Annotated in this window: 16 protein-coding genes; 2 read left to right on the top strand and 14 right to left on the bottom strand. The window is 41.9% G+C overall.

Annotated features, from left to right (window positions below):
* Positions 1-5 precede the first annotated feature (5 nt).
* The 12 genes from CRO17_RS13285 to CRO17_RS13230 all read right to left on the bottom strand — a co-directional run bounded on the left by CRO17_RS13285 (position 6) and on the right by CRO17_RS13230 (position 11,060).
* Positions 6-629, bottom strand: a complete 624-nt coding sequence (locus CRO17_RS13285) for a TetR/AcrR family transcriptional regulator (RefSeq protein WP_097042982.1) — start codon at positions 627-629, stop codon at positions 6-8.
* Between the two features lie 163 nt (positions 630-792).
* Entirely contained in the window at positions 793-1,701 is a 909-nt protein-coding gene (locus CRO17_RS13280) for an aldo/keto reductase (protein WP_097042980.1), read from the bottom strand.
* Positions 1,702-1,715: 14 nt separating this feature from the next.
* Positions 1,716-2,912, bottom strand: coding sequence for an ornithine--oxo-acid transaminase (locus tag CRO17_RS13275; RefSeq protein ID WP_097042978.1), 1,197 nt, complete (start codon positions 2,910-2,912; stop codon positions 1,716-1,718).
* 159 nt (positions 2,913-3,071) lie between these two features.
* Entirely contained in the window at positions 3,072-3,524 is a 453-nt protein-coding gene (locus CRO17_RS13270; protein WP_097042976.1) for a GNAT family N-acetyltransferase, read from the bottom strand.
* A gap of 113 nt (positions 3,525-3,637) precedes the next feature.
* The gene (locus CRO17_RS13265; RefSeq protein ID WP_097042974.1) at positions 3,638-4,216 is read right to left on the bottom strand and encodes a DUF2238 domain-containing protein; all 579 of its coding nucleotides are present in this window, start codon (positions 4,214-4,216) and stop codon (positions 3,638-3,640) included.
* Positions 4,217-4,318: 102 nt separating this feature from the next.
* Entirely contained in the window at positions 4,319-5,479 is a 1,161-nt protein-coding gene (gene dltD, locus CRO17_RS13260; RefSeq protein WP_097042972.1) for a D-alanyl-lipoteichoic acid biosynthesis protein DltD, read from the bottom strand.
* Positions 5,479-5,715, bottom strand: coding sequence for a D-alanine--poly(phosphoribitol) ligase subunit DltC (gene dltC, locus CRO17_RS13255; RefSeq protein ID WP_097042970.1), 237 nt, complete (start codon positions 5,713-5,715; stop codon positions 5,479-5,481). Before dltC ends, dltD begins: the two co-directional genes overlap by 1 nt.
* A gap of 15 nt (positions 5,716-5,730) precedes the next feature.
* A complete protein-coding gene (dltB, locus tag CRO17_RS13250) occupies positions 5,731-6,888 on the bottom strand; it encodes a D-alanyl-lipoteichoic acid biosynthesis protein DltB (protein ID WP_097042968.1) in 1,158 nt (385 codons plus the stop codon).
* Positions 6,885-8,387, bottom strand: a complete 1,503-nt coding sequence (dltA, locus tag CRO17_RS13245; RefSeq protein ID WP_097042966.1) for a D-alanine--poly(phosphoribitol) ligase subunit DltA — start codon at positions 8,385-8,387, stop codon at positions 6,885-6,887. The genes dltB and dltA overlap by 4 nt, the downstream gene beginning before the upstream one ends.
* Positions 8,388-8,404: 17 nt before the next feature.
* On the bottom strand, positions 8,405-8,533 hold the full coding sequence (locus CRO17_RS13240) for a teichoic acid D-Ala incorporation-associated protein DltX (RefSeq protein ID WP_425444458.1): 129 nt from the start codon (positions 8,531-8,533) through the stop codon (positions 8,405-8,407).
* 32 nt (positions 8,534-8,565) lie between these two features.
* Positions 8,566-9,237: a response regulator transcription factor gene (locus tag CRO17_RS13235; RefSeq protein ID WP_097042962.1), complete on the bottom strand. Its 672-nt coding sequence runs from the start codon at positions 9,235-9,237 to the stop codon at positions 8,566-8,568.
* Positions 9,238-9,317: 80 nt separating this feature from the next.
* A complete protein-coding gene (locus tag CRO17_RS13230; protein WP_097042960.1) occupies positions 9,318-11,060 on the bottom strand; it encodes a sensor histidine kinase in 1,743 nt (580 codons plus the stop codon).
* Between the two features lie 271 nt (positions 11,061-11,331).
* Here CRO17_RS13230 and CRO17_RS13225 point away from each other — a divergent pair, with 271 nt between their 5' ends.
* Entirely contained in the window at positions 11,332-11,526 is a 195-nt protein-coding gene (locus CRO17_RS13225) for a hypothetical protein (protein WP_143596028.1), read from the top strand.
* Between the two features lie 120 nt (positions 11,527-11,646).
* On the opposite strand, the gene pssA is transcribed toward CRO17_RS13225, so the two are convergent.
* The gene (pssA, locus tag CRO17_RS13220; protein WP_097042956.1) at positions 11,647-12,342 is read right to left on the bottom strand and encodes a CDP-diacylglycerol--serine O-phosphatidyltransferase; all 696 of its coding nucleotides are present in this window, start codon (positions 12,340-12,342) and stop codon (positions 11,647-11,649) included.
* A gap of 88 nt (positions 12,343-12,430) precedes the next feature.
* Here pssA and CRO17_RS13215 point away from each other — a divergent pair, with 88 nt between their 5' ends.
* Positions 12,431-13,201: a phosphatidylserine decarboxylase gene (locus CRO17_RS13215; protein ID WP_097042954.1), complete on the top strand. Its 771-nt coding sequence runs from the start codon at positions 12,431-12,433 to the stop codon at positions 13,199-13,201.
* On the opposite strand, the gene CRO17_RS13210 is transcribed toward CRO17_RS13215, so the two are convergent.
* Complete coding sequence (locus tag CRO17_RS13210) at positions 13,198-13,800, bottom strand: DedA family protein (protein ID WP_097042952.1); 603 nt, start codon at positions 13,798-13,800, stop codon at positions 13,198-13,200. The genes CRO17_RS13215 and CRO17_RS13210 overlap by 4 nt on opposite strands.
* Between the last annotated feature and the right edge of the window lie 45 nt (positions 13,801-13,845).

Raw genomic sequence — 13,845 nt, 5'->3', positions numbered from 1 at the left:
ATACATCACATATCCTCGTTTCTGTGCAGACCTCTTTTAATCAAGTCAATTTGCGTCGTGTAATTCGCAATCGCCTCTTCTTCCGTCAAGTCATGAACAAATACCTGGACGAGATTGTGAAACGTAATGGCGCCGACAATCTTGATGATATGCAATAATTCCTGCTTATCTTTTATATTCAAATAAGATGTATCCACCAATTCTAACGTTTGAGATCGCTCATTTTTCAAGCTTTCTTTGTACATGCTGTTCGCCATCGTATTTTCTTTGCGATAGTTCATGTTACGAAAAGCATGATTTAACAGCTCGCCGTGTTCTGGATCGTGGCGCAAAGAAATCATATGGCGGAACGCATCCTCCAACGTCCCTAGAAGGTCGCCGTTCTTCTCCTTCAACATAGCTGTAATCTTTTTATTATTTTCTTGAGACAGCTGATTCAGCAGATAATAATAAAGATCTTCTTTATCCTCAAAATATTGATAGAAACTGCCTCGCGGTATTCCCGCATCTTTTATAATGTTCGCAATGGACGCTTCGTGAAGCGGTACACGTGAAAATTCCTTCTTAGCTGCATCTATTAATGCTCGTTGTTTTCCTTCTGGTAATTGAAGAAACGTTTGTTTTGGCATCGTTATTTACTCTCCTGCCTAACATATGACAACATGTCATATTGATGATACATTCATTATAATGTGACACAGTGTCATAAGTCAATACAATTCGCTCTCATCTACATGGACGCACGAAAAAACGGATTTCCAGCCGCTGGGAAATCCATCTTTTCATCTGCTATTAAGGTAGGTTGTTGCCAGCAGCCCGGTAAAGACTGTACCATTCTTTCCGACTCAGCTTCACGTTTTGCGCCTCACTAATGGAGTGAATTCTGTCTGGATTCATGGAGCCAATCACAGCTTGAATCCCTGCAGGATGCCGCAATATCCAGGCAATGGCAATGGTTGATTTACTGACATTGTACGATTCCGCTACTTCCTGCAACGCTTTGTTCACGTCCGGATAAGCCGGATTATCGATAAAGACACCTTCTATCATGCCAAATTGAAATGGCGACCAAGCTTGCACTGTCATTCCGTTCAACTGGCTGTAAGGCAGGACACCCGCGTCTCGCATGACTGATTCTCGGTTGTGCATATTAAGATTTAAGCCAGCGTCCAGCATCGGCGTATGCATCAAACTGAATTGCAATTGATTAATAATAAGATCCTCTTTTACATACTGCTTTAACAGATCAATATGGCAAGGCTGATGATTGCTGACACCAAAATGCCTTACCTTTCCGCTTTCCTTCAGCTGCCGAAATGCATCCGCCACTTCTTCTGGTTCCATTAATGCATCCGGCCGATGCAGTAAAAGTACGTCAAGATAGTCTGTCTGCAGCCTTTCAAGTATTCCATCAACACTGGACAGAATATGCTGCTTCGAGAAATCAAAAAAGCCATCTCGAATGCCGCATTTAGATTGAAGAATAATATCCTCCCGCTTAACCGCGCTTTCTTTCAGCCCAGCAGCAAATATCTCCTCTGACGATCCTGCGCCATAGATATCGGCGTGATCAAATAAGGTGATACCTGCCTCTTTACTTGTTTCAATTACTCGTAAAGCTTCCTGTTTATCTAAATCTTTCATTCGCATACAGCCGAGCGCAATTGGAGCTGTTTCTAGTCCGCTTGATCCTAATTTCATTGTGGTGCCTCCTTTTACTGCAAAACTTGCTTCAACTTATCTATTGCCCATTCGAGCTCATCTTCGATAATAATTAAAGGAGGAGCGATTCGAATGACTGTTTCGTGTGTTTCCTTGCAAAGCACACCCAGTTCTTTAAGCTTTTCACAGTATGGCCGTGCAGGCTCGGTTAGTTCAACTCCAACAAACAAACCTCTTCCTCTGACTTCTTTTATTTTGTGCGACGTCAGCTGCTGCAGCTGATCCTGTAAATAAGAGCCAAGCCGGTTGGATCTCGCTGCAAGATCTTCTCCTTCTGTAACATCCAGTGCAGCAATAGAAACCGCACATGCCAGCGGGTTTCCCCCAAATGTAGAACCATGCGAACCAGGATTGAATACCCCTAATACTTGCTTATCCCCCGCCACACAGGAAATTGGAAACACACCGCCGCCAAGTGCTTTGCCAAGAATGTATAAATCCGGTACAACATCTTCCCAGTCACAAGCAAACCGTTTGCCTGTACGGCCTAAACCTACTTGAATTTCATCTGCAATGAACAACACATTTTCTTCTTTACATAGTTCGGAAGCTGCTTTCAAATAGCCGTCTGGCGGAATGATGATACCCGCTTCTCCTTGGATCGGTTCCAGCAGGAAGGCTGCTGTGTTCGGCGTAATGGCAGCCTTCAAGCTTTCCAAGTCACCATAAGGAATAATCTTAATACCAGGCAGCATCGGTCCAAATCCGCGTCGATATGCCACTTCGGAAGATAATGACACAGCTGCCATCGTCCGGCCATGGAAATTCCCGCTGCAGACGATAATCTCTGCTTGGCCGTCCGCAATGCCCTTGACGTCATACCCCCAGCGTCTGGCAGCTTTAAAAGCTGTCTCAACCGCTTCTGCTCCCGTATTCATTGGTAAAATCATCTCTTTATTAGTGAAAGCAGCCATTTTTTCGTACCATAACCCGAGCTGATCATTATGAAAGGCGCGGGAAGTGAGTGTCACCTTTTGCGCTTGTTCGATCAGAGCTGTGATGACTTTCGGATGCCGATGTCCTTGATTCACTGCCGAATAGGCACTCAGCATATCCATATACCGCTTCCCCTCAGTATCCTCCACCCATACTCCCTCTGCCTTCGAAATAACGATAGGAAGCGGGTGGTAGTTATTTGCCCCAAACTGATCCGTCAACTGCATCAAATTCTGTGCATTTGTATCTTTCATCCCAACTGCCCCTCTCCAGGTTCATTTGGCGCCCATGATCAGCGCGATATTTCTGACTATTCTTATATTCTAACAAAGCAGTTCCTCTTTGTAAGCGTTTAAACGAGAAACCAAAAAAAATGCCCAGCTGCACTGGACATTTTTAGAGGTAATGATTATTTATAAGATTGTTGCTGTTTGTTCCTGCTTCTCCATCACTACATGCGGAATACCATCTTCATCAAAAACTTCAGACGCTTCCACATAACCGAGCTTTCGGTAAAAGCCGCTCGCCTGTACTTGTGCATGCAGCTTGAATTTCGTTTTACCAGCTTGGCGGACAAGCTCCTCTAGACTCTCAATAATAACGCTTCCAAGTCCATGCTTACGAAATTCCTTCCGCATACATATACGCTCCAGCTTTCCGTAATTCCCAACAAATCGCAGCCGCCCTGTTCCGGCAGCTTCTCCGTCATGGAAAATCAATAGATGCTGACAAGCACCGCCCAGCACATCAAAATGATCAAATTCATCCTCATGCGGCACGCCTTGTTCTTCTACAAATACTGCCGTGCGTATTGCTTTTGCTTTTTCGAAATCTTTTTCAGTTGTAATGACTTTGTATGTATTCAATGAGGTACCTGCCTTTACTTATTTGCTAGTTTTATTTAAACAAGCAATATGTTCTAATTGCAAGACTTTTCACTCATCTGACCACTATTAAATTTGATTGCATCCTTTCAGATTTAAATCCTCTTCCCTTCCAACGGCTTATTCCGAAACAAAGCCAAGATCCCTATAATCACGCCCCCTATCAGCCCAGCAATCAAATCGGTCATTGTATCTTTGTTTCCGCTTCGCTGCATTACACTCGTTACCGTCATATCGCCGATAAATTCAATACATTCCCAGATAGCACTTCCTAGAGCAGCTATACCTAACACAAAAAGAAAGATTATCCACCGCGAAATCTCAATTCCTGAGGGCCGTAACACTTTATAACGATAAATAGCCAGGCCGAGCCACGCAACATACATACTTCCCACCACATGCAGTGTTACATCCCACCATTTGTATGTATCATAAAAATGAAAGATAGCTCCTAAAATGAAGGTACAAACGAGGAGGGCATAGTAGCCTAGAATATGAGCCACGCGAAATGGTGTGCGCTGGAGAAACAGCAGTGCTAATGGCAAAGCACTCATCATTACCCGTCCGCCGCCTTTTGTCCAAGAGTTTATATCTCCATTTTTAATCTCTATTACAAAAGAGACCAGCATAAAGCTGCTAAATAAAATGCTTAACACAATAATTGTCTTTTTCACGTTTTCTCTCCTTTGACTCTTTTCCATAGTCTAACCAGTAAAAGCAGGTCTTAATGCGAATAAAAAAAAGACGACCCACCTTTCAGGTGAATCGCCTCCATGCTAATTGAGGAACTCCTCTATATCCTCATCTAAATAAACCCAGCCTTTCCAGCCGATATGAATCGTGTCACGCATAAAATACGGATCATGTTCATGTCCGGAATAATCGGCGTATGTGAAGCCGCTATCCGAAATCTGTTTTTTAATTCGGTCATAGTAGGCTTCTCTTCCTTGCTTTGGAAATCCGGTGTAATCATAATATGCGCCGTTAACAGGAATAACGACAAACAACGGTTTCGCTTGCGCTTCTTTGAGAATATCCAGCATCAGCTGGAAGTCCTCATACTCAAGTGACTCTTCATAGGAATGTCCTTTATTCTTCCCTTCCATCTTCTTGATATAGTGCTTCTTATCCTTATACACCTTATCATCAATATAGAATTGCGAGTGCTCTGTCCGTTTCTCGCCATATGTATCGGCTTGGGTCTGCAGTTCTTCCCATGTCTTGTTCTTCACTGTATCTGACTGATGACGATTGGTCGCTTTATCTTTCAGAAGCGCGAAATACAAATCTTTTTTCTGAAGCATGGATAGATAAGCTTTTGCAGGCACTGATAGACTAGCAAACAACACTTTGTTGTCATTCAAATATGCATCATACAATTGATATAGCAATGTGTCGTTTTTAACTGCGTCGTATGTCATTAAACGCTCCATCAACTTTCGTTTCACTTGCTCGTCTACATCCTTATTAAAAGGAAGCTGAAACGCTTGCAGCGAAGAGTAGTTTGGCGCAAAATGCTGCTCGTCTGTACCATGCTTAACAAACCATTGCGGCGATACGATGATCACCATCTGCTTGTTTTTCAATTGATCAGCATGTGCTGCAAAGTTTACATCATGAATAATAGAAGTCATTCCGCCTTTTCCTACTAGATAAGGTGTATAGGCAGCATCATTTGTTTCGAAATAATTCGATGGATGGAATGGATCCCAGCGCGATAATTCAGAAGAACCATAGATTGGAACGTAAGATGAATGTTTAAGCATTTCACTCTGTAAATACGTTCCCTGGAACATAGTCGGCTCCAGACTGATAGCTGCTTCTTCCAAACGATCTGCCGGAACTAACTTAGCCAGCCACGATGCCGGTACAAACACGAATCCGGCAAACAGGACCAATGCTAGAATGATTGGTCCAAACAGATACTTCTTCTTCATTATTTCAGCTCATTCAAACGATCTACAATAGCATTTGGTGTATTCCACGTATCTCGGTCGAATTCCGTAATCGGTACATTGATATCTAGCTGTTCTTCGAATTGAACAAGTAATTCTACTGTCGCGAAGGAATCAATCAGTCCTGCGTCGAAGATATCCATATCATGCTCTTCTTTGACAACATCATCTTCACAAACTTCTGCAATAACTTGTAGTACTTTCTCTTTAAAATCCATCATTCTATTCCCCTTTTATTGAAATGGTCTGCCTGAAAACAGATAAAATCCGAAACAGACGACATGAAAAGTAATAACGATTGACACAACCGTCATCATTCTGCCGGTTGGCCAGCGTTTGTGTTTTTTATTCCAAGTCTCGAAGAAATTAAATCCGGTCATCATCAAGGCATGGTACGCGCCATAAATGATGTACTGAATAGCTAACCCATGCCATACTCCCATCAGCAGGAACAGCAGGATATAACCTAAATTCGAGACGAGCATTTTGTTTTGTAACCATTTTTTCTTCTTCATCAAAAAGACGAAACGCATGAACACGTAATCACGGAACCAGAACGACAGCGACATATGCCATCGGTTCCAGAAATCTTTGATGTTGCGGCTGATAAATGGTTTATTAAAGTTCTCCGGCGACCTAATTCCCATTATATAGCTGATTCCGACTGCGAAAGCCGTATAACCGGCAAAGTCGAAGAATAAGTACAAGCTGTAGCTGTACATGTACAGCAAATGATGCGTAAACATGCTATCTGCTATATGATCAAGATTCATAATGAAGTACGTATTGATGCTGTAGCCAATAATAAACTTATACAAAAATCCAAGGAAGATCTTGTTGATTCCCTTATAAAGCAGTTCCTTGTATTCCTCCGGTGCCCAGAGCTTTTCTTCATCCTTCTGGAAGCGGCGGAAACGATCAATTGGACCTGACGAGATGGTCGGATAAAACAGCATAAAATAAACAAGCTGATAAATAGAGAGCTGCTGCTTAATTAAGCCATCTCTTGTTTCGATGATAACTTGGACGGCTCGGAACGTAAGATAGGAGATTCCGAGAAAGCTTGCCAAATTATCCACTGCCAAAATCGGCAGCACCTTTGATAAGATCAAGGGCAGGATGGACAACATGCTCATTACATAGAATACGAGACTGCTATTTTTCTTCTGCCTATAAGCAATGTAGCCTTTAATTAGTATCAGCTGCAGGATTGTGAAGGCAACTAATGAGAAAAAGCCTGCGCTTCCTTCTGAAAATATGATAGCCAATACAACTATGGAGACGAACACATTGTAATACCGCAGGCGCTTGCCCATTATGCCGAGAGTCATTGTCGGCAGCAGCAAGATACCTAGAATAATAAAGAAAAGGAAAGAACTGTACGGGGTCATGCGAATACCTCTTCCTTCATTCTCTTGCGGTCCGCTTTTCCATTCATCGTCATCGGAATAGCAGTATGATAAGTGAACTTTCGCGGTATCATATACGCTGGCAAACGCAGCGCAAGATCTTTCCGAATAGCAGCTGTCAGCTGGTATTCTTTTTCAAAGTCATGATTTTCTGGTACTACTGCTGCAATCAAGTATTCAATTTCCTCATTCGGTGCATGCGGAATAATAAGTGCAGCCTTTATGTACGCAGACTGATTCAAGTGGAACTCAATCTCTTCCAGCTCCATCCGGTAGCCATGCAGCTTGATTTGATAATCCAGCCGGCCTTGGCAGTACACCAATCCGTTCTGAATAAAGCCCGCATCTCCAGTACGATAGGCAGCCATTCCGTTTATGATGCCAAATGCATTCTCCGTAAGCAGCGGCTCTCCTAGATAGCCTTTTGACACACTCGGCCCTGCAAGGATAAGCTCCCCTTTTTCTCCATCAGCCAACGGATTACCCGCTTCGTCCACAACGAGAACACGCATATCAGGTTTTGCATGCCCAACCGGCAGCGCTGCTTTTTTTTCAAGCAATTCGTCGGTAATTTCAACAGACGTCACAGCAACCGTTGCTTCAGTAGGTCCATACGTATTAAAGATCCTTGCTCTTGGGAAACGTCTTTTCAGTTCTTTGGCCACCGCGAGCGGCAGTACTTCCCCGCAGAACAGGAATACCTCGAGTTCCGGGAGCATCTTTTCATGAAAGTCTGGATTCGGGAAACACATTTGCACAAAAGAAGGGGTCGATGTCCATATTTGTATGCTAGAACGACTTAAGTTCTCAAACAAAAGCTTTGGCTTATTGATAACCTCTTTCTCCAATGCATGCACAGTTCCACTGCTTTGCAGAGCAGGATAAAAATCCATAACAGACAAATCAAATGAAAACGGCGCCTGATTCAAGAATACTTTTCCTTGATTTAAAGGGAAGTCACCTGTCATCCAATCTGTGAATGACTGAAGATTTGCAGCAGTTATTTGAACGCCTTTTGGATTTCCGGTACTGCCGGAGGTATAAATGATATAAAATACTTCATCCGGCTGAACCCAGTGTTCATTGCCAATCGGCTGTTCTGTTTCCAGCTGCAGTGCCTGCATATGTAAAACAGCAACATTATTCAAATCCAGTATGCTATCTGTCGTATTAATAACTAATTGTGCACCGGATTTTTCCACGATAAGACGCATCCGTTCCATTGGAATGGATGTATCTACCGGAATATAAGGGTGGCCAGCCTGTACACAGGCGAGGAACGATACCGGCATATCGGCTCCCATATGACCATACACAACAATTGGCGTCTGCCGGCCAAGCTGCGTGGCATGTATTAAACTTGCCAGTCTGCTTGACCTGTCCCAAAGCAATCCGTAAGTCAGCACTTGGTCATCTGTACGAAATGCTGCCTGCTCTGGATTACTTGCCGCATGTTGTGCAATGCGTGTTAAAAGTCTCATCTTATTATCTTCTCCATTTAAAAATCATTATAAATATAGTTGCCTGTATTGGCCGTGTGAAAGCCGTACATCAAAAACAAGGTGACGAGAATTGCCAAGTAAAAACAGGTATGTAAAGCAAAACGGACACCTGCGTGCAGATACATCTGCTTAAGCTTATTCATTTTCTTTCTTCCTTTTATTCAAATTTGTAGCCAGTTCCAATGACAGTTCGAATATGATGGGATTCGCAGTTTAATTTAGCGCGCAGCTTTTTTATGTGTGTATCGACTACTCTACTGTCTCCATCAAAGTCTATCCCCCACACATGATTTAAAATTGTTTCACGTGAAAGAACATTATTTTTGTGCTGAAGCAGGAATACCAATAATTCATATTCTTTTGGTGTCAATTCTACTTGCTGGCCATCGAGCTCCAGCTGGTGTGATTTTGTATTAACGATTGCTTGCCCGAAGCTGATCATGTGACCAGTCGGCAAGTAATGTTCGGTTGCCCGCTTCATTAATGAATTGGCACGTGCTACTAGCACTTTTGGGCTGAACGGCTTGGTAACATAATCATCGGCACCCAGTTCAAATCCATGAATTTTATCATTATCACTAGATTTTGCTGTCAGCAATATAATCGGTACACCAGACCTCATGCGAACCTGCTTGGTGACAGCAAATCCATCCATTTGCGGCATCATAATATCGAGAATGACTAAATCGGGATAAATCGCATCAAACCAGTCGATAGCACTGCTGCCATTATCCGTTTCATACACTTCCCAGTCGTCTTTTTTGAAGTAGTCAGCTACTACTTCCCGGATTCTCACTTCATCCTCGACAAGCAACACTTTCTTCCCCATCGTGAATCTTCCTTCCACTCTATATACAAAATTAACAAGCTTGTATGTCTTTCATGTGTCCTTCTAAGCAATTTATTCTATTATTTAAAACGAACATAAAAACGCACACCGTCAGATAGATTTTCTGCTCCGTAACGAAACGCATGAAGGTCTAAAATTTGCTGGACGATAGCTAGTCCTAATCCTGTACCCCCTGTCATACGGCTTCGTGAAGATTCCGTCCGGTAAAACCGGTTCCAGATCTTTCCCAACTGTTCTTCTGGTATATGTGCGCCTTTGTTTTCAATCATACACACACTTTCGCCGTGTTCCTGATCTAATTCAATTGCAATAGTGATAGCAGAATTCGCCTCACTGTGACGGACCGCATTCATAAGCAGATTTCGCATAACCCGCTCCATCCACTCATAATCCGCTAACATAGGCTGTTCATTTTTCGGCATAATTTCTATGACAACATTTTTCTCTTTCGCTATACAATATAGTTTATCTGCCAAATCCTCGATCATTTCACTAAGCAGAAACGATGTTTTTCTTAATTTTATTGCGCCATTTTCGAGCTTTGCTAAATCTAGCATATCCTTGATCAGCACTTCCATCTTGTCTGACTCTTCGATAATCACTTCGATGTAGTGATCTTGTTTATCTGGGCTGACACCATCCTGCAGACCTTCCGCGAAGCTTTTAACGATACTGAGCGGTGTTTTTAATTCATGCGATGCATGCTCAAAAAACTCACGCTGTTCTTTTTCCATCTGCTCGCGCTGTTCCATGTCTTGCTTAAGCTTTCCGTTAGCTTGTTTCAAATCAGTTAATGCGACATCAAGATTTTTCGCCATAACAAGCATATTATTTGAAAGACTTCCCAGCTCATCCTTTTGCTTAATCGGCTTTGCTGAGGAGAAATCCAGATGCACCATTTTCTTAGCCATTTCATTGAGCTTAATCAGCGGTCGGCTGACAAGCCGTGAGTAAAACAGCGACAGCAATAAGATGAGAATTAGCCCTGCAATGCCAATATATACATAAAATACTCGAAGTGCCTCATTTGTGTCTTTGATTTCCTGAAGAGAGGTAACCGAGAACATAAATTGCATTTCTCCGTCTTTCTTAACTGGCTCAATTAGTATTAGATTATGTTTTCCAGTCCACGATTCCACCCAGTCAATTTGCAAACTCTTCCCTTTGGAAAGCTGCTTGATCTGCTTCTCTTCAAGTGGGAACCATTCTAATAATGCATCATATAGAAGTCCCAGCCCTCGATTCCACATACCAGCTTTAGGAAGTGAAATACTTTTTACTTTCCCTTTTATTGTCACTTTATTATCGACCAAATCTTCGCCTACACTAGACGCATTCTTCGTAATGGTGGATGGATAAATGACCGTAGGAACAGTGGCATCTGCTTCACCTTGAACAGTTAAAGTATCTCCTGTATCGATGTGCAAGGCACGAAGCTGTTTTCCGTAATCTGTGACAAGCAGGGAAAGCGACACTTCCACTATTTGGCCTTCTTCTGTTTCCAGCATAATATTAAACGGATCTTGAACTAGCTGAAAACCTTCAGCGTCCACTATCGTTAATGGACTTTTCGTCTCTCTCATGTAATGGAGTGTCTGTTTAGTAAGTTCCGCTTCGCTCCAAGTATTATTCTCATAGCCTTCTGCTAACTGATGAATATGTTTTGCTGCTTCTTTCGTTTTATGATGCTGATAAAAACGATCAAAGAATAATAGTTGAAAAATCATAATCATGGCATAGAACGCCATGAAGAACAAAGCTGTTACAGCGAACAATTTAACGGTGATACCGCTTTTTCTCATGTTGTACTCCTTTATTTCTTACGACAATTTGCTATATATACTTTAAATCACATATATGTTTTTTATGTGTCCATCCGCACAGTCTCCATATCGTACCTGTTTCCCAAATAATACGGAACCTTTTTTTGTACAAAAATAAACTTCATTTTGCTACATAAGCTCTTTTCGGGACATATCATCCGTAAAGAGGATACACCTAAGGAAAATAATTTAGACGCAATATTTTAGTGATGTGACTATATTTGACGTACCTTATCCTGCGTACTATATCATGTCTGAAACACCCGTCCAGGTATTAGCGCAAACATATTTCCTTGATATTGAGAAGCTGCCGGAAACGCTGTATCCGCTTAACAAGCAAACCATTGTCATTGTTCCAATAGATACGCATGTTCAAGAGACTGTTGACGATGCTCTTGGCGAGAAGCTCATCCGAATAGCACGAATTATGAACAAACAGCATTAATCTTACCGATTTACATACACTGCAGAGAACTAGCGTATGATTCAGAGCTATTGATTACAAATTAGATAATTAAAAAACTTTACAGTTATACAAAATAAAAAGACTGCCAGCTGGCAGTCTTTACTCGTTGCGTCTTGCTCTTTTGATAAGGAGCCGATAGGAAACGTATAGCAAATAGATTGGTGTGAGGAAATACATGAAGAACGGCAGTTGAAAGGAAGAAATAAGATCTACCCCAAGTACTCCAATACCCACCAGCACAGTTACTAGTGTCCCGTAGCTTGGTACCGATATATTTTTAAAGCTCGGAACTTTGATACTGCTTACCATTAAATAACTAAGTACACTAATAATGATCATATTTACAGACGCCGGTATATGCGCATGGAACAAGGTAGTAAAAGCTAATACACCTCCTGCAGCAGTAATAGGAACGCCGCGGAAATAGGAATTATCTTCTGAAGTACCTGAGTTGAAGCGTGCCAGCCGATAGGCTCCGCACAGCAGGAACAGCCCGGCTAATGCATAATCAAAGTAATCGCTGCCGCCATTTATCGTATTTGTATAAGAAAAGAGGATAGAGGGGGCAATACCGAAAGTAATAATATCCGCAAGTGAATCTAGCTGTTTCCCTATATCACTATTGACCTTGAGAATACGAGCAATGCGTCCATCCATCCCATCCATAATCGCGCCGAAAAGTATTAAAAGTACTGCACTCCTGTAACCCCCCCCTATAGTGAAACCTATTGATACAAACCCACAATACATGTTCCCAAGTGTTATTGCATTGGGAATATTTTTTTTTATGCTCATGTTTGTTCACACCTTTTACAATTTGATAGTTTTATATTACAGTTCCAGATATACTGAAAGAATCAAAATTCGCTAGGAGTTGCCTAAAATGTTAAAACTCAGTTTAAAAATATTCGTAGAATTAACGGGGAACAAATACTTATCCAGAGCGCTTGCTGCCTATACCAGTTCAAAATACAGCCGTTTACTCGTTCCCCTCTTCGCCTCTGTGTATAAGTTGAATAAAGATGATATGCGTTATCCGCTATCTTCTTATACAAGTCTTCAAGCGCTTTTCACACGACAATTGAAACCAGGTATTCGTCCAATTGATGCCCATACTTCGATAGCTGTCAGCCCGGTTGACGGGGTCATAAGCGATTACGGCACGATTAAAGATGGAACGACAGTACCAGTCAAAGGCTTGCAACTTTCTGTTTCGGAGTTACTTGGTGGAGAAAAACATGCAGCATCCTTTGATGGCGGAAAATTTATTGTCATTTATCTGTCACCACAGCATTATCACCGCATTCACAGTCCTGTGAATGGCCGTGTCATAAATAGTCGCACATTGGGAGGCAAATCATATCCGGTTAACAAGTGGGGGCTAAGATACGGTACTCGTCCTTTATCCACCAATTTCCGAAAGATCACGGAAGTTGATATAGACAGCCAAAAGTGCGCTATTGTAGCAGTAGGAGCTCTAAATGTAAACAGTATTCACATAACCAATCAGTCTGACAAACTTGAGAAAGGAGAAGAAATAGGTTTCTTCTCCTTCGGCTCTACTGTCATTCTATTGTTTGAAAATATGACCTTCTCAGCATTAACACCTAACCAATCAATTAAGGTTGGTGAAAAAATCGGAACAATTTCTTAACCCAATTTCTTTTTACGACGTTTGCGGTACCTAATTAATAAATACGCAGCTAACGCCAAACATGTGCCGATAATAATATATTTAGTGTTGCCATGCAGGACTCTTTCGACAACTGGCCATTTATCACCAAGCAGAAGCCCCAGAGTGATGAAGAAGTTGACCCAAATAATAGCCCCTAAGTAAGCGAAAATGGCGAACTTTCCAAACCGATAGTTCGCTATTCCAGCTACATAGGCTGTAATATGACGAATTCCAGGCAAGAAATAACCGAACATCAAAAATAACCCCCCACGCCGGGCAAAGAAGGCCTGAGTCCAGCCAATCCTGCTTTCACTAATGTGCAGCTTGGGACCAAAACGTCTTAAAAACGGCAACCCAAGTTTTATTCCAAGCAGGTAACTAATTGTTATTCCAACAACTGATCCAGCTAATGCAGCTAGAACTGCTCCACTCCAGCTTAGCCTGCCAATAAATATGTTGTAACCAACATAAGTCATTAGCACTTCATCAGGAATAGGTAATCCTACAATCCCCAGCACCAATACAACAAATATTCCAATGTAACCGTAGCTCTCTATTAAACTACCTAAATCATCCATTTCATCACCCGATTCAATTGTACTAGCATTAAATGTTAAACTCTT

The sequence above is a fragment of the Terribacillus aidingensis genome (assembly GCF_900215625.1).
Classification (GTDB): domain Bacteria; phylum Bacillota; class Bacilli; order Bacillales; family Amphibacillaceae; genus Terribacillus; species Terribacillus aidingensis.
The sequence above is the reverse complement of the archived record's forward strand: the minus strand, read 5'-3'. Positions and strand labels throughout refer to the sequence as shown.